The 15001-nt window shown below is 62.9% G+C and carries 16 protein-coding genes; 7 read left to right on the top strand and 9 right to left on the bottom strand.

What is annotated here, in order from left to right; all coding sequences use genetic code 11:
• Positions 1-260: 260 nt before the first annotated feature.
• Entirely contained in the window at positions 261-635 is a 375-nt protein-coding gene (locus FV227_RS18090) for a VOC family protein (RefSeq protein ID WP_147853033.1), read from the bottom strand.
• Positions 636-674: 39 nt separating this feature from the next.
• Complete coding sequence (locus tag FV227_RS18095) at positions 675-1409, bottom strand: dienelactone hydrolase family protein (protein ID WP_147859602.1); 735 nt, start codon at positions 1407-1409, stop codon at positions 675-677.
• Positions 1410-1813: 404 nt separating this feature from the next.
• On the opposite strand from FV227_RS18095, the gene FV227_RS18100 reads away from it, so the two are divergent.
• Both FV227_RS18100 and FV227_RS18105 read left to right on the top strand, forming a co-directional pair.
• Positions 1814-2242, top strand: coding sequence for a S24 family peptidase (locus FV227_RS18100; RefSeq protein WP_147853031.1), 429 nt, complete (start codon positions 1814-1816; stop codon positions 2240-2242).
• On the top strand, positions 2239-3528 hold the full coding sequence (locus FV227_RS18105; RefSeq protein WP_147853030.1) for a Y-family DNA polymerase: 1290 nt from the start codon (positions 2239-2241) through the stop codon (positions 3526-3528). The genes FV227_RS18100 and FV227_RS18105 overlap by 4 nt, the downstream gene beginning before the upstream one ends.
• A 61-nt stretch (positions 3529-3589) precedes the next feature.
• Here the strand turns inward: FV227_RS18105 and FV227_RS18110 are convergent, their stop codons facing one another.
• Positions 3590-4264 (bottom strand): Crp/Fnr family transcriptional regulator, encoded by a 675-nt coding sequence (locus FV227_RS18110; RefSeq protein ID WP_147853029.1) that lies wholly within the window; start codon positions 4262-4264, stop codon positions 3590-3592.
• A 212-nt stretch (positions 4265-4476) separates the two neighbouring features.
• Here FV227_RS18110 and FV227_RS18115 point away from each other — a divergent pair, with 212 nt between their 5' ends.
• From FV227_RS18115 to FV227_RS18125, 3 genes are read left to right on the top strand one after another with little or no spacing between them, the layout of a single operon-like run.
• The gene (locus tag FV227_RS18115; protein ID WP_147853028.1) at positions 4477-5277 is read left to right on the top strand and encodes a pentapeptide repeat-containing protein; all 801 of its coding nucleotides are present in this window, start codon (positions 4477-4479) and stop codon (positions 5275-5277) included.
• 41 nt (positions 5278-5318) lie between these two features.
• Positions 5319-5708: a thioredoxin family protein gene (locus tag FV227_RS18120; protein ID WP_147853027.1), complete on the top strand. Its 390-nt coding sequence runs from the start codon at positions 5319-5321 to the stop codon at positions 5706-5708.
• Between the two features lie 5 nt (positions 5709-5713).
• Positions 5714-6433 (top strand): cytochrome c biogenesis protein CcdA, encoded by a 720-nt coding sequence (locus FV227_RS18125; protein ID WP_147853026.1) that lies wholly within the window; start codon positions 5714-5716, stop codon positions 6431-6433.
• 93 nt (positions 6434-6526) lie between these two features.
• Here the strand turns inward: FV227_RS18125 and FV227_RS18130 are convergent, their stop codons facing one another.
• The 5 genes from FV227_RS18130 to FV227_RS18150 form a co-directional block, all read right to left on the bottom strand.
• Positions 6527-6985: a regulator gene (locus FV227_RS18130; RefSeq protein WP_147853049.1), complete on the bottom strand. Its 459-nt coding sequence runs from the start codon at positions 6983-6985 to the stop codon at positions 6527-6529.
• 129 nt (positions 6986-7114) lie between these two features.
• Positions 7115-7669 carry a metallophosphoesterase gene (locus FV227_RS18135; protein ID WP_147853025.1) on the bottom strand — a complete coding sequence of 185 codons (555 nt, stop codon included), beginning with the start codon at positions 7667-7669 and terminating at the stop codon, positions 7115-7117.
• Positions 7670-8125: 456 nt separating this feature from the next.
• Positions 8126-8647: a nucleoside 2-deoxyribosyltransferase gene (locus tag FV227_RS18140; protein ID WP_147853024.1), complete on the bottom strand. Its 522-nt coding sequence runs from the start codon at positions 8645-8647 to the stop codon at positions 8126-8128.
• A complete protein-coding gene (locus tag FV227_RS18145; RefSeq protein WP_210246727.1) occupies positions 8647-9684 on the bottom strand; it encodes a YaaC family protein in 1038 nt (345 codons plus the stop codon). The genes FV227_RS18140 and FV227_RS18145 overlap by 1 nt, the downstream gene beginning before the upstream one ends.
• Positions 9685-9869: 185 nt before the next feature.
• The gene (locus tag FV227_RS18150) at positions 9870-11951 is read right to left on the bottom strand and encodes an ATP-binding protein (RefSeq protein ID WP_147853023.1); all 2082 of its coding nucleotides are present in this window, start codon (positions 11949-11951) and stop codon (positions 9870-9872) included.
• A 568-nt stretch (positions 11952-12519) separates the two neighbouring features.
• On the opposite strand from FV227_RS18150, the gene FV227_RS18155 reads away from it, so the two are divergent.
• The gene (locus tag FV227_RS18155) at positions 12520-12729 is read left to right on the top strand and encodes a hypothetical protein (protein WP_147853022.1); all 210 of its coding nucleotides are present in this window, start codon (positions 12520-12522) and stop codon (positions 12727-12729) included.
• 170 nt (positions 12730-12899) lie between these two features.
• The gene (locus FV227_RS18160; RefSeq protein WP_147853021.1) at positions 12900-13370 is read left to right on the top strand and encodes a hypothetical protein; all 471 of its coding nucleotides are present in this window, start codon (positions 12900-12902) and stop codon (positions 13368-13370) included.
• A gap of 470 nt (positions 13371-13840) precedes the next feature.
• Here the strand turns inward: FV227_RS18160 and FV227_RS18165 are convergent, their stop codons facing one another.
• Entirely contained in the window at positions 13841-14230 is a 390-nt protein-coding gene (locus tag FV227_RS18165; protein WP_147853020.1) for a hypothetical protein, read from the bottom strand.
• Positions 14231-15001: the final 771 nt, after the last annotated feature.

A 15001-nucleotide genomic window follows, 5' to 3' on the forward strand; every position in this document is an offset into this window, starting at 1 on the left:
AACAGGATTTCTCAGGTGGTGTTCCTGTAGGCGGCGCATGCCCGTCCGGCCTTTCATCCCGCAGCCTGATCCGGAACCGGTCTCCCGGGCCGTTTCAAATGGTTAACGGATTCCGTCCAACGAGTAACGATGCCGGATCACGGGGCATCTTTCTCCAAGGCCCGTCATCGCCCTCGTCGTTGACCGGCGTTCGTCCCGGGCGAATGCGGGCCAGATAACCGGTTGAGTTTTCGGAGAACCCACCGAGGCCTAGCCGTAGGTCATTCCGTCGGCTTGGATCGCGCGGTCAGCTTGTTTCCGTCCGGATCACGGAGGTAGGCGACGAAGGCACCGTTCGGACGCTCGGCGGGTGGGCTCTCGACCGCGTTGCCCCCGTGCTCGGTGCCTGCCCTGTGCCAGGCGAGAACATGGTCCGGGCTCGCCGCGGCGATGCCGATGGTGCCACCGTTGGCCGAGGTCGCGGCTTGGCCGTTGATCGGCTTGGTGATCATCAGGCGACCGCCCTCGTGGACGTAGATCAACCTGCCCCTGGTATCCATCTCGCCAGGCTGGCCGCCCAACGCGGCGAACGTGGCGTCGTAGAACACCCTGGCCCGCTCAAGGTCGTTGCTGCCGATCATGACGTGGGTGAACATGCCTTCCCTTCAAAGGTCGACCGACCGCCGTTCCGAAGGTCAACGGAGCGTGCGATGGTACAGCGCCCTCAGCTCGCTCCAGCCACGCTCGGCGGCCTCACGGTCGTACACGGGAAAGTCCGGCATCATCCAGCCGTGCTCGGCCGGGTAGGTCTCGGTGCGGAACGTCACGCCGGCACCGGTCAGCGCTCCCTCAAGCTTGGTGGCCATTTCAGGCGGGTAGCTCCGGTCGTTCTCGGCCGCCGCGACGTAGACCTCCGCCTTGATATGAGGCGCTCCCCGGTGTGGGCTGGTCGGCGTCTCGGTGGCGAGGTTCCCGCCGTGGAAGCTTGCCGCGGCGGCGAAGCCATCAGGGAACGCAGCCGCCGCAGCGAGCGCCATGCCGCCGCCCATGCAGAAGCCGACAGCGCCGACCTGGCGGCCTACGACGTCGCTGCGTGAGTCGAGGTAGGCGAGGAGTGCGCCAGTATCCTGCACGGCCTTGTCGTTCCCGGTCGTGGCCATCAGCGGACCAAGGATGGCTCGAAAGTCACCCTTGAACACTTCTGCGGGCACGAACGGCTCGTAGGGCCCGTAGCGGTAGAACAGGTCCGGCAGCAGCACGACGTGACCGGCGTCCGCGAGACGCTGCGCCATCTCGACCATGGCGGGCCGGATACCTCCGGCATCCATGTACATGATCGCCGCCGGCCACGGGCCCGCATCCCCGGGCGTCAGGACATGCGTGGGACATTCACCGTCGCGGGTCCGGACGGTCACTCTTTCGTGCGGCATGAAATGGCTCCAAGCGTGCAACGCGGCCGGCAGTTTCGCAGGGAAGCGCACCTTCCTGATGTCCGGAAGGATCAGGGGATGTTCTTTCTAGGACGTAGGATGCCGACGCCTCAAGACGATGGCCCCGAACCCGTACGGCTGGAGCTTCTAAGCCCCCGAGGAAGAGAGGCTGCGAGGGTTGTCGGCCAACCCGGAACAATGTCGTAGCGTTACTCGCTATCGCTACGCCCTCGGGGTCGAAGGTCTGCGCCGTTTTCCACGCGGAACCGTGACCCGGCCCCGGGGCCCCATCCGCCCGGGCAAGGACGCGCCCACCAAAACGTGCCTCGGCCGACAAGCGTAGCCGCTATACGGAACCCATCAAACGTGTTCTGCTTTTGTTCCTGTATTCGCGGAGGAGCACCATGCAAGTCAGCGGCGTCACCATCGGCTTTCCCATGCCGATCTCCCTTCTCGCCAAGCCTGTCCGGGCCGGCTTCCCGAGCCCGGCCGACGACTTCATCGAGGAGGAGATCGACCTTCAGCGCCTGCTGATCGTCAATCGCCCGGCCACCTTCCTGGTCCGGGTCGCCGGCGACAGCATGATCCTGGCCCGCCTGTTCGACGGCGACCTCGCCATCGTCGACCGCTCCCTCACCCCGCGCAACGGTGACATCGTCGTGGTCGACATCGACGGTGAGCGCTCCTTCAAGGTCTGGAAGCGCCAGGGGCCGCGGATCACCCTGCACTTCGCCAACCCGCGCTTCCCCGAGTTCCAGCTTTCCCCCGACGCCGTCATCGAGGTCTGGGGCGTGGTCTCCGGGTCCGTCTGCGCAAAGCGCCGCTGCGAATGAGCGCCCGGGCCTACGCCCTCTCCGACGGCAACAGCTTCTACTGCTCTTGCGAGCGGGTCTTCGACGCGCGCCTGGCGAAGGTCCCGGTGATCGTGCTGTCCAACAACGACGGCTGCGCCATCGCCCGGACCAACGAGGCCAAGGCGCTCGGCATCAGGATGGGCGAGCCCTGGTTCAAGATCCGCGACATGTGCAAGGCGAAAGGGGTGCGGGTCTACTCCTCGAACTACGCCCTCTACGGCGACATGTCCGCCCGGGTGAATGCCGTCTATCGGGACTTCTCTCCCCGCATCGAGATCTATTCCATCGACGAGAGCTTCCTCGATATCTCCGACGTGCGCGAGAAGGATCGGGAGTCCCTGGCCCGCGACATGCGGGAAACCGTCCGGGTGTGGACGGGCATCCCGACCTGTGTCGGCATCGGCCCCACCAAGACGCTGGCCAAGCTCGCCAACCACGTCGCCAAGAAGAACCCCATTCTGGGCGGGGTCTGCGACCTGACCGATCCGGAGCAGTACGACCACTGGATCATCCGGGTGCCGGTGGCCGACATCTGGGGCGTCGGGCCGGCCAACGCCCGGAGGCTGGAGGCACTTGGATGCGACAGCGCCGCCGACGTACGCGACCTCGATCCGAAGGTCGCCCGCAAGACCATGACCGTGGTCGGAGAGCGCCTCGTGCACGAGCTCCGCGGCACCCCCTGCCTCGACCTGGAGACGGTTGCCGCGACCCGGAAGGGATGCGCCGTCACCCGGTCGTTCTCCGAGCGGGTCGAGGACCGCGCCACCATGGAGCAGGGCGTCGCTACCCACGCGTCCAGGCTCGGGGAGAAGCTGCGGCGCGAAGGCTTGGCCACCAACCATGTTACCGTCTTCTTCCACACCTCGGAGCATGACCGCGACCGACCGCAACGCTCGGTCTCGACCGTGGTCACGCTCCCCGAGGCGACCAACGACACCCTCGCCCTTGTGAAGGCCGCCACCCATGGCGTCCGGAAGATCTGGCGGGACGGGTACCGCTATTCCAAGGCCGGGGTGGTCACCACCGACCTGATGCCGTTGGCCGCCTCCCAGCGGGCGATGCCAGGCCTCGGCCAGCTCGACCGCGAGATGGGGGCCGCCCTCATGGAGGCACTCGACGCCTGCAACCGTCGCTTCGGACGCGGGGCGGTCGTACCGGGCGCGGCAGGGTTCGCCCCCAAGCGCGAATGGTCGACCAAGTTCGAGATGCGGTCGCCGCGCTACACGACTAGGCTCGACGAGCTGCCCGTGGTGGCCGCGGCCTAGCCCTATCTCGGGGCGTCTTGCCGGCGAGGGGCCGTGAACCCCGACCAATGCCGTTCGATACCTATGGCGTCCTTCCGGCAGCCAGACCGGCGCGGTCCATAAGCTGAACCTGTCCGCGACGGACCTCGACCAAGCCGGTGTCGGCCCACTCTCCCAGCAGGCGGCTGATCACCTCGCGCACGCTCCCGACGTCGGACGCGAGCTGTTGATGCGTCTTCCAGACGATCCCCTCGGCGTCGGCCTCGACCAGCAGCCGGCGCGCAAGGCGCTGCTCCAGCGGTGCGAAAGCGACCTCCTCCACCAGGTCGAAGACCGCCGACAGGAGCCTCGTGTAGTCGTCGAGGACGAAGTCCCGGAAGGCGTCGCTCTCGCGCATCAGCTGACGGAAGGTATCGGCCGGCAAGGCCGCCAACTCGGTCCGGGCCTCCGCGACGCTCTGTGCCGGGAAGCCACCGCCCGAAAGGAGACATTGGGTGGTGAGGACGCAGGTCCCGCCGGCGCCGACCTTGTAGATCAGCATCTCCCGGCCACCCTCGGACATCCGGAACACCCGGGTCCGGCCGTCGATGCACATGAGGTAGTTCGCGCACGAGTCCTGGAGTTCGTACGCGATGGCACCCGCTTCCAAGATGGGGAACGCAACCGTGCCCCGCGCCAGCTGGAGATGGTTCGCGCTGAAATTTCGGACCAGCGGAAAGCGCTCGATCCAGCGCTCGACCTGATGGGCGCTCTGCATGGTCTTCCTCCTCGGGCTGGCGGTCATTGAACGCCACCATGCCCCGGTCGATGCGTGAAACCTGCGGATCCACAGCCTTCGGTGACCTGGGTCACAGACGCTTGGAAACGTCCTCAGTACCACCGTCCCTAGAGAACAAAAATCCGCTCGGGCGACGGCATGAGGAAGCAAAGGCTTCCCGTGGGCCGGGGCAGAACCATCGGGAGAAAACCATGCGCCGCCTCGCCCCCCTTCTGCTCGCCTCCGTCCTCCTGAGTGCCCCGGTCCATGCCGAACAGGACCTGCTCCTGGGCGCCGACATGGGCTCGGCGGCGATGACGAAGGCCGAGATGACCCGCGCCGACGTCGAGGCCCTGATCGCCAAGGCCGACGGCAGGCCCATCGACCTGTCCGACAAGGCGCTCGCCGGCCTCGACCTGTCGGGCCTGAACCTCAAGGGTGCGAACCTGCGCACCGCCCGCCTCAACAAGGCCAACCTGCGAGGCGCCGACCTGTCCGGCGCGAACCTGGAGCAGGCCTGGTTCATCAAGGCCGACCTCTCCGGCGCCAAGCTCGTCGGCGCCAAGATGTTCGGCATCACCGCCCGCGACGCGAACCTCAGCGGCGCCGACCTCAGCCGGTCGATGCCCATCGGCGACTTCAAGGGCGCCAACATGGCCGGGGCGACGCTCGTCGACCTCAAGGGCGGAGCCGACATCAAGAACCAGTCCATGGGCCTGATGCGGGCCGTGTTCGTCTCGGTGAACCTCAAGGGCGCCAACCTGAAGGGAGCGAACCTCGGTCGCTCGCGCCTCGAATACGCCGACCTCACCGACGCCGACCTGACCGACGTGGTCCTGATGGGTTCCGACCTGTCGGGGGCCAACCTCACCGGCGCGACCGTCGCCGGGGCCGACTTCAAGAACGTCGACGTCACCGCCGCCCGTCTGATCGACCTCAAGGGTCAGGACAGCGCCAAGGACTGGTCGGCCCGCGTGAACGTCGACCGCGCCATCACGCAGGTCTCGAACTGAGCCCTCTTCCACCTCGACCGATCCACGAAGGAAAGACATCCATGACCACCCGTCGCATCCTGCTCGCCGCCTTCGCCGTCGCCCCCATGCTGTTCGGCACCGCCGCCGACGCCGCCGAGATGACCTACACGCCCGCCGCGTTCGATGCCGCCCAGAAGGCCGGCAAGCCGATCCTGGTGCACATCACCGCCCCGTGGTGCACCACCTGCGCCGCCCAGAAGCCGATCCTGTCGAAGCTTGAGGCCGACCCGAAGTTCAAGGACCTGCAGGTGTTCGACGTCGACTTCGACAGCCGCAAGGACGTGGTCAAGAAGTTCGGCGCGACGATGCAGAGCACGCTCATCACCTACAAGGGCGATAAGGAGACCGGGCGCTCGGCCGGCGAGACCAAGCCCGAGGCGATCGCGTCGCTCCTCGACAAGGCGATCTGACCGTCATGGTCACGAGCCTGGGCCTCGCCTTCCTCGCCGGCATCCTCTCGGTGCTGTCTCCCTGCGTGCTGCCGTTGCTGCCGCTGGTGCTCGGCGCGGCGGCGTCGGAGCACAGGCTCGGACCGGCGGCCCTCGCCGCCGGCCTCGCCCTGTCGTTCGTGATCATCGGCCTGTTCGTGGCGACCGTCGGCTTCGCCATCGGCCTCGACGCCGGCATCTTCCGGACCGGCGCAGCCATCATGCTGATCCTGATCGGGTTGGTCCTGATGGTCCCGGCGGCCCAGACGCGGCTGGCCGTGGCCGCCGGTCCGGTGAGCAACTGGACCGAGAGCCGGTTCGGCGGCTTCTCGACCGCCGGCCTTCTCGGCCAGTTCGGCGTCGGGATGCTGCTCGGCGCGGTGTGGAGCCCCTGCGTCGGGCCCACCCTCGGGGCGGCCTCGTTGCTCGCCTCCCAGGGGCGCGACCTCGGCGTGGTCGCCCTGACCATGCTCCTGTTCGGCCTCGGTGCGGCCCTGCCGCTGCTCCTGCTCGGCACGCTGTCGCGCGAGGTGCTGATGCGCTGGCGTGACCGGATGATGAGGCTCGGCAAGGGGCTGAAGGCGGCTCTCGGCCTGATCCTCGTCGCGACCGGCCTGATGATCGCCTCGGGCTACGACAAGGCGGCCGAGACCGCGCTGGTCAACGCCTCCCCGGCTTGGCTCACCAACCTCACCACCCGCCTATGAGGCCGGAGACCGGTCCGGGTCCGTACGAGCTAACCAGATCGGTCGCCTACGAACGCCGGGGATGATTGCCGCATCCCCGGCGTTGCCGCGCCTTCATGCGGCCCTGGCGGTGACCTTCTCGTACGTGCCCGTCGCGACCTGCTCTTCGAGCTGCGCCTTGAAGTCCGCGATCCCGAGGACCTGGACCGGATTGCCGGCGTCGTCGAGGAACTCGTAGAGCGCATCCTCGATGTTGCGGTTGCTGAAGAAGACGATGGCGTCCTCGTCGCCGCCGCCTTCGAGATGCGGCTCCCCGTTCGCCACGCCCGACACGTAGCTGCCCGTCGGACGGGTCTCCTTGTGCGTCCCATCCTGCCGATAGAACCGGAGCTCGCCCTGCATCACGAGGGTCACGTAGGGGCTCTTGTGCCGGTGCAGCATCACGCGCTGGTTCGCCGCGAACTTGAACACCACGTCGACGATGCGGTTCTCCTCGTCCACCTTGTAGACGAAGAAGGCGATGTGCGGCAGCCAGTCGAGCGTCCGCCAGGTGATGTTGCTCTCGTCGAACATGGGGTTGGGCACTTGGTTTCCTCGGGGTTCCAAAACGACCGGTAAAGGATCGGCGCACGGCTTTCCGCCGTGTCTCGTGCTTGGAGATCCGCCTAGGGACCCCGGTCAGGAAACCATGGGACCGAAGCTTCAGTTCACGGGGACGCTCGAAGGAACTCCCGCCATCCTCGTCATGATCTCCCCCAGCGTGACCGGCCGCCAATCCCAGCAATCGACGCCGACGTCGAGGCTCGTCCGGGTGGCAGGGATGCCGCCGTGGGAATGGCCGTAGACGTGAAGGTCGCCGTGCCAGGCATCAGGCCACGTCACGTGCGCATAGTGGCTAGCCCAAAGGGCGACACGTTCGACCATCCCCGGGTCCTGGACGTAGATCCTTTGGACGTCGACGATGGGGCCGGCCCATTCAAGACGCTCGCCGAGCCCGATGTCGTGGTTGCCCCGTACGAGGTGGATGCGGCCGTGGAGGCGGGCCCGGATCGATGCGGCGTAATCCAAACCGCACTTGTAGGCGAAGTCGCCAAGGTGCCAGACGATGTCGTCCGATCGGACCGCCTTGTTCCAGGCGGCGACCAGGGCTTCGTCATGGGCCTCGATGGTCTCGAAGGGACGGGGTCGAGGCATGCGTGGACTGAGCATGCTACGATGACCAAAATGGGTGTCGGCGCAGAAGGGCGTTCTCGGCATCGCAGCCTCCGAAATGACGGAGGCCGTTACGAGGAACGCGGCTCTCCAGGATCAGGATTGAAGGTGGGAGTCTCTGGTTTTCATGAGTCGCGTGCTCCTTAAGTGTTGGCGCTGATCGCATTGTCGGTGCCCGTTCGACAATGATGGCAAAAACGGGATCCACCGGTAAAAGCTGCACCCTAGGCGGTCGCGCGGGGTTGCATCCGTCCATCGAAGTGCAATTTCCTAGTGTGGAAACGTCGCGCTTGGTACTTGCCCCCAAAATCTGCACCGGGTGGCTTAGAGACCGTCTGCTTCCCGGCAGTTGAGCGAGGAAGCAGACGGTCTGATTGGCCGTTCTCGACACTAAGCAGTCCCCGGGAAAGTCCGCTCAGAGGTCAACTATTTGATCTCTTCGTTGGCGCGATGCCTCTACGCATCTATTTGCACAAATTTTAAAGATACGAGATTGGAAATTTAGACATAAATTCGAACAGCGTCTATTGCTTCTGAAATAGCTTGTTCGAACGAATTATATTGTATAACTTTCCTAATCGCAGGCAAGCCAAGCGCCATTAGCGAGACGATGCCTTTGCCAATCTGCAAACTATGTTCGCTGCTATCAGGATTTTGGTACTTCACATCGTCAACGCGATTTATGCCAAGGTTGCCAACGAGCATTATCACTGGGTTGCCTGCTGCCTCAGCGATCTGAAGCTCGATGCCCAACCCCGTCGATGGAAAGCTGGCGTCGGCGATAATTATATCAGCCTCCTCTACCATCCGACGGTCCCAGTCGTAACAAAGCCCCGCCTGTTCATCTTGTGGCTTAGCCGAAAGCTGAGGATCGCTATCGACTAATGCGTACCGAACGCTAGTCACCCCCGAATTTTTCTTTAATTCAGCCGCAAGACGATGAATATAGTTTACATACTCTGTGAATATGCCACGCGGAACATGAGTTAGGCCACATGCAATGTAAATTTGCGTATTGTTCATTAGATTGGCACTCTAACGTTTGGAATCATGATTTGATGCCCTGTCATTTCGCAAGCAATTTCATCGAGGAATTGTGGAGGGGACATAGCCACGAATTCACTCAGCAGCCAGTTTCTTGATCCATCTAGAAATGATCGAAGTTGTGATGGCTTGTAGCGGCAAATCTCGCTTAGTCTATGCATAGCTGCGAGCATTAATGTGACGGGAGCGCGTTGGATCGCATAAGTACCGGATGTCTTGACGTACCATAGAGTATGCGCGCCATTTATATAATGAATGGAGCGACGCAATTCTGCGTTCAATTGTGATAGCGAGGCAAGCTCCGCGTCTGTTGGGCGATTAACAGTCGACCATTGAATGGCGGTGGATGATTGGATTGCTGGGCAGCTTCCGGTAGCTTCGACAACCTCGGGCGGCAACTGTCGACGGTAGCGCAGCCAGTCAAAGCCATCAACAACCTCGGCAAAGAGACGCACATCCCCTGTCGTTTGATCTCGCACGTAGGATGCGCGCTTGAGCGGGATAAAGCGCTCCATCCTATTCGCGTAGCTGAGACAATAAGTCCGATGCACGCAAACGATGTTGTAAAGCACGTCCTCCAGCGTATGGATTGTGGAAGTTTCAGTCTCATTGAAATACATGCTTATCGCAGGTGCGATGCCGCCCTGTTTAATTTTGATGCCCTCATTACTTAAGACAAATTTACTATTGGGCCCCCGCATTTGATGTGCAGCTACACCATGATACGGGTTGATGGTCGCTCCTTTCGAAGCTAGCAGCGCTTTGGCAGCATTCATGAAGCAGTAGTATAGAATAAGGGGAGCAGACTCGACAGGAAGTCCGTGGGCCGCACGGTAAAAGTTTTTGGCCTGTCGCCAATAGTGCTGAGCCTCGTCCTTATTCTCTCTACGTAGCCATAGATCAACATAATCGAAGGGATCGACTGTAAGTACGGTTCTCATTCTAAAATTTGAATTATATGTTGCCTTAGTTAAAGACAGCGTCTTGGTTCCAATCTTCACTTGCTCGACAGTCAAGACCCTTCTCCGTTTCGGCACATTATAATCGAGTCATGAATTCACAACCTTACAGCCTGCTTGCCAGCGCAAGCCGAAGTTGCGAAGCGGTTGACGGCCGACCGATTTTAAGAAGCGTCGACAACGGTCCTAGTGGCCGGGTCGGGTCGGGTCGGGTCTGAACGCTACCAACCATTAGGCTTGAACTACAAGATAGGGGATTGCTTTTCCGATCCTGACGCCGGCGGAAATTTAGACTTCGCGGCCTGACTTGTGGAATTGGATGCGGGCATCTCTGATTTTCGGGTTGCCTCATCGGTATTCAGTTCTTGATGTAACTTCAAGATAGAGGTTTTCAATTTCGAGATGCGCTCATCGATAAGCTCCGCGGAGACATCGATTTGTAGGCGCTCCTGCACGAATGCAAGTCTGCTTTCGCAATCCCTAATAAGTTCAGCCCAGGACTTTACCCAGACACGATGATTGGGCTTGTCGAGGAACAATCCCTGGGGACGGTCCTTCTGGGTCACCCGTTCGTGGACGACCGGATCGAGTTCGCTGCTGACGAGATAGAAGTTCCAGTTCGTTGACGTGTTTATGAAATCTGGCTGACCAACAATTGCGCTTACATAATCTTCCAGCTGGTCGAGTTCTTTCCGACCAACCACCAGCGATGGCCGTTTAAGCTCCACGAGCAGGTAGTCGCGATGAAGACGATCTGCATGTGGTAACACACGCCCCATGAAGCAGTCGGCTCGTCCTATCTTGCCATCTGGCTTTCGACCTTTTGAACCCTTGGCCCGTTTGATGCCAAGATCATCCGAGACGCGGTTCATGATCTTCGTCAGGCCCGCCTCGGGCATCGTGAAATGAAATTGCTCTCCGAAAATCCAAGTTGCATCCCGGACCAGGGTGTCGAGCTCGCCCCGCTCCTTGATCGTGCGACGGTGTTTTGGGTCGAAGACGATCTCGCTTAGTACCTTCAGGGTCACGATTCGGTCCGCGATCAACGTCGACGTCGAGATAATCGCCCCGAGTTCCGTCTTGTCGAGAAGGCTTGAGAACTCGTCTTGACGGACTTTCGGCAGATTGAAAACGGCACGCAGGATGCGCGAGACGGACTCTGGATTGTGGCTCACTGCCTCGCGCAACAATCCCAGGGTGATCTTCTTGAGTGGGTTGTCGGCCTTTTTGAAATCACGAGAGTATGAGGAGACGGCATGGGTGGCGATCTCGAACACCTGCCTCTCGCGCCGTTCGACTTCGTCCCGCGGATCTCCTTCATATGGGTAGACCCCCGCGTCCTTGAGGTCTTGTATGAGCTCGCCGGACCTCTCGGCCTGACGGGTTCGGAAGTAGTCCCCGACCTCATCGCGGATGAATTCGAGGATGCGGGCGAAGTCCGGATCAGTCAGGCCTTCGGCCTCAAGGAGGTTGGCATGTGCAATATCCTGAAAGAATGGGCAGTAAGCATAGACCGAAAAGTCGAAGCCGGGCGCCGTAATGCCCGCCGGCTGCGAGCCGAGGACCACTCCGCTTTCACCTCCGAAATATAGTTTCCGGCTTCCTACCCCAGGCTTCCATTCGATGATTTTGAGCGATAGGTCTCGGATCGTCCGCCCTGGACAGACAATGGCCTTGGCCTCGATGGCATGGGTACGCACAATCGTGGCAGCGGGGTCGACCGGCTGGCCGTCGTAGAAGATCGTCGTGTCCGGGTACTGCAGTACGTACGGTGCGAAGGTCGCGCCGAAATCGGCCATGGCCTCGCTTCCGGTCAGCCAATCAAACATTCCCTTGAGCGGGGCAAGCTCGACGGTCGTACCTGTCGGGGTGTCGGACGGGGCGGCACCGAGCTCGGAGACCTTGCTGGTGTCGAGGCTGTCAGCGTCGATCTCGATGGAAATCCGGAGTCGCTCGCCTCCATTTTCGTAGACGGATGTCCAGCGGGCCTTCTGCGCCAACGAGAAGAACTTGAAACGTCCTTGCCCCTCCTTGCCGTGCACGGCATGAGACAGGATGGCCGTCCGGTTTGCGGTGAGTTTCCAGGAGTCGCCAAGGCTCTCGAAATCGCGCTGCACCCGGGCCTTGGAGATGCCGGTGCCGTTGTCGCGCACAAGGATGCTATCCAGGCCGCCCAGGCTGTTTCTAACGAAATCGACGGACACCTGCGTCGCGTCAGCGTCGAGTGAGTTCCAGACGAACTCCGCGAGCGCCTTTACGAAATCCCGTGTGGTGGCGACCTTTCGAAGGTGGTCGTGCTTCGCCTTCAGCGTCAGGACGAACATCGTTTTCGCTCCCGGATGTTTCATAGCCGGGGTTGATCCGCCCACCGGATCAGGAAAGGGAATGCTTGCGGCGACCGGTGGTAGCAAGCGATGCCGATCCGAGGCAACTCAAGCTTCCTGACGCAAGCCTCGCATTCCTCCTTTGGGAGGGAGGAAGTTCGAAGCAGTTTCAACCGCGGTCATGCCTGATTGCTCTGGGGGGCGAGATCGACACATCGGACATCCGGGTTCGCGCAAGCCCGCAACCCGCAAAGACAGTCGGGCAATCTTCTTCGTAATCCACTGGATCCACAGGGTAGACCCTGGGCTTTCTGGTTAGCAATTTTTCGGTTGAACAATCCGTGCTGCGTTCCGATCCTGTTCTCCAATACCAAAATCGGTCGGCTGCGTCAGGGTCGACAGTTTCTTGTAGCTAGGCCACCAGGGGAGGACGACTTCATGCATACCGACCGTCGCCTCATAGCCATGACGAGCGTGCCCGCCCTGGGCAGCCTCCCTCTTCCCTTCTCCGTCGACGAGGCCTGACCGGCGCACCTGCGCCCGCTTGCCTCTGTCAGAGGCGAACGTCATGTCAGACACCCCGACCAAGTACCGTTCCTACCCCTCGTTCGAGGACCCGCCGCCGCGTGCGATCAGCATGGACGCGCTGCTCGGCAAGGTGATCCGCCGGCTGTTCGAGGACGGCGCACGCCGCGAGGATGGTCTCGCCGGCACCTTGCAGGCCGTACTTAGGGCGTTGGATCACCCCATGAGCACGGCCAGCAAGCGTACGAGCTGACGACCGTGCCCCCTCCCCACCACGAGGGAGCCGCCCCTATGGCCCATCCCCAATCCAAGGACTCCCGATGAAACCGCGAATACCGGCCAGCCGACACCCTTCCCGACAACCCCGACGAGGCCTGACCGGCGCGCTCGATTGAGCCCGGCTGCCTCGCGACGGAGGCAGCCATGACGAACTATCCAAAGCCCCCCACCAAGTCCGCCGCCAAGGCCACCGCCACAAAGGGCAGGCCCGGCCCGAAGGCAAAGGTGGGCCTGATGGCGAGGCTTGCCCCAAAGTCGCTGAAGCCCTCGGGCGAGAGCCTCGACGATTTCCTCAACGGCCTCCCGGACAACCGGGCGCCCATCGACCAGATGGAAGCCGAGATCCGGTCCTCCCGCTTCACCCTGGCCAAGCACGCCCTGGACGAAGCGATGACGACCAGCCAGCACGTCCGGATGCTGCGCTTCGGCGGGGCCGGCGTGGTCATCGAGGTCCCGCTGCCCGACTGGATCCCCGCGATGCGGATGGCGGCCGCGGAGCTGTGTTCCTGGCATCACGAATTATGTCGGGCCGGCACCTCGAAGTCGTCCGAAAACCCAATCCGAGAGGTAGGTGGGGACCTTGAAGACGCAGCCGGGTCCGTCTCGGCCGGCTAGGTTCTCGTCCGCCTCGCGCTTGTAGCTCGGGATTGTGAGATGCTCCGGCACGCGGTCGAAGATGACCAGGAAGGGCCCCTGCGCGACGTCGGGGGTAAAGTGGGCAAGGTTTCCGTTCCGGAGGGCGGCCTCGACCTCGACGAGGTAATTCCGGAACCGGGGGCGAGGGGCCACGAGTACGAGGCCGTCGTCGGTCCATGCCGTGACGAGGCCGGTCGGATCGTCCGGGTCCTCGTCGGCCCGAAACATCGAGTTGCGCCTCTCCTACATCACGAGGCGGCCGAGCTCGATGGGGCGGGCGTAGTCGCGGGAGTCGTGCGTCAGGGCTAGCAGGGTGCCGAACGTGGCGCCCTTATTGCGGTGGTCGTACACTCAGTCAGCCCCGAATGGGGAGGTGCTCCCTTAACGATGCCTCCACGGTTTTGGCTGGCGTGCATCCGGCAACACATGCCGCCGGGATGGTTCCCTCCTCAGCCGGCGAGAGCGAGGCGGTCGATGAGGGCCTGCCTGGCACCGGCAGCCGGCACGTTCCGGCCCTCGACGAGGATGGTCATCGCCTCACCGAGGACCGACTTCAGGCACACGGCGACGCCGTCCATGCTCTTGGTCCGCTGGATGCGTGCCGGGATGGACGACTGCATGAGGATGGTTGCGACCGCCTGCGCGATGGCGCTGTCCACGGAACGCGGGTCCGGCATGCCGGCATCACGACGCCGGGCCCGCTCATTGCGCTTGCGCTCGGCGGCGGACCGACGGGTGCGGGCGCGCTCGGCCGACGCGTTCTCCAGGGGGATGGGAAGGGGCGCGCCCGGGGACGGGCAGGACGTGAGCATCGTGGCGATGTCGAGGGCCGTGGTCATGGCGGAGGGCTCCGTAGGGGATGCCTCCATTCTCGACGCGGCCATGCAAGCCACAAGTCGGACGCGTCACACATGAACCATCGGGCGCGGCGCCCGATGAAGCCCCCAACAAATCCGACGTCATCAACCACGGTTTGAACAACGCGTGTGGTTGAAATCGCGTTGTTGAAATGGGCATGCCCCGATACGGCGCTGCGCATGCCCAGACATGAAGAGACCCCCCACCGTTGCCAGTGAGGGGTCTTCAGGATGAGGTGCATCGCTGAGCCCGAGAGCCCCTGTATATTACCAGGCCCGTGGCAATAGACAACGCCTATCTGAAGCCCATCCGAGATCTATCGCGCTCCCTCGCCTCCATGCGGGCCTTGGCCCCCTCAGCGAGAGCCTTGAGCCTGAGGCTCGACTCCTCACGCGTCATCCGGGGCCAGACCCGCTCCTGCATCGGGGCGGTCGCGCTGGGTGCAAGCGAGGCAACCTGAGACTGGTATGACGTCTCGATCATGGCCCGCGGCGCAGGGACAGGCGGAGGCGCAGGGATGGTAGCCACGGGCACGACCGGCACCGGAGCGGGGGTGTCCTTCCGGGGAGGCAGGGGCGCCCACCTGCTCTCCGTGCGGAGGGCTGGGACCGGAGATTCCCTGACCTGGGCAGCGGCTCTGGCAGCGACCTCAGCGGCGGCTTTGGCCAGCGCTCGCTCCTCGTCGAGCAGGACCTGGATGAAAGCCGGCAGAGGGGGACGGGCAGAGACGGGAGCGGGTGACGGGACAGGGG

The sequence above is a fragment of the Methylobacterium sp. WL119 genome, from assembly GCF_008039875.1.
Taxonomy (GTDB): Bacteria; Pseudomonadota; Alphaproteobacteria; order Rhizobiales; family Beijerinckiaceae; genus Methylobacterium.

Excerpts from the sequence above, each read along its gene's own strand:
- FV227_RS18090 (WP_147853033.1), bottom strand. The coding sequence starts at position 635 with ATGTTCACCCACGTCATGATCGGCAGCAACGACCTTGAGCGGGCCAGG.
- FV227_RS18095 (WP_147859602.1), bottom strand. The coding sequence starts at position 1,409 with ATGCCGCACGAAAGAGTGACCGTCCGGACCCGCGACGGTGAATGTCCC.
- FV227_RS18100 (WP_147853031.1), top strand. The coding sequence starts at position 1,814 with ATGCAAGTCAGCGGCGTCACCATCGGCTTTCCCATGCCGATCTCCCTT.
- FV227_RS18105 (WP_147853030.1), top strand. The coding sequence starts at position 2,239 with ATGAGCGCCCGGGCCTACGCCCTCTCCGACGGCAACAGCTTCTACTGC.
- FV227_RS18110 (WP_147853029.1), bottom strand. The coding sequence starts at position 4,264 with ATGCAGAGCGCCCATCAGGTCGAGCGCTGGATCGAGCGCTTTCCGCTG.
- FV227_RS18115 (WP_147853028.1), top strand. The coding sequence starts at position 4,477 with ATGCGCCGCCTCGCCCCCCTTCTGCTCGCCTCCGTCCTCCTGAGTGCC.
- FV227_RS18120 (WP_147853027.1), top strand. The coding sequence starts at position 5,319 with ATGACCACCCGTCGCATCCTGCTCGCCGCCTTCGCCGTCGCCCCCATG.
- FV227_RS18125 (WP_147853026.1), top strand. The coding sequence starts at position 5,714 with ATGGTCACGAGCCTGGGCCTCGCCTTCCTCGCCGGCATCCTCTCGGTG.
- FV227_RS18130 (WP_147853049.1), bottom strand. The coding sequence starts at position 6,985 with ATGTTCGACGAGAGCAACATCACCTGGCGGACGCTCGACTGGCTGCCG.
- FV227_RS18135 (WP_147853025.1), bottom strand. The coding sequence starts at position 7,669 with ATGCCGAGAACGCCCTTCTGCGCCGACACCCATTTTGGTCATCGTAGC.
- FV227_RS18140 (WP_147853024.1), bottom strand. The coding sequence starts at position 8,647 with ATGAACAATACGCAAATTTACATTGCATGTGGCCTAACTCATGTTCCG.
- FV227_RS18150 (WP_147853023.1), bottom strand. The coding sequence starts at position 11,951 with ATGTTCGTCCTGACGCTGAAGGCGAAGCACGACCACCTTCGAAAGGTC.
- FV227_RS18155 (WP_147853022.1), top strand. The coding sequence starts at position 12,520 with ATGTCAGACACCCCGACCAAGTACCGTTCCTACCCCTCGTTCGAGGAC.
- FV227_RS18160 (WP_147853021.1), top strand. The coding sequence starts at position 12,900 with ATGACGAACTATCCAAAGCCCCCCACCAAGTCCGCCGCCAAGGCCACC.
- FV227_RS18165 (WP_147853020.1), bottom strand. The coding sequence starts at position 14,230 with ATGACCACGGCCCTCGACATCGCCACGATGCTCACGTCCTGCCCGTCC.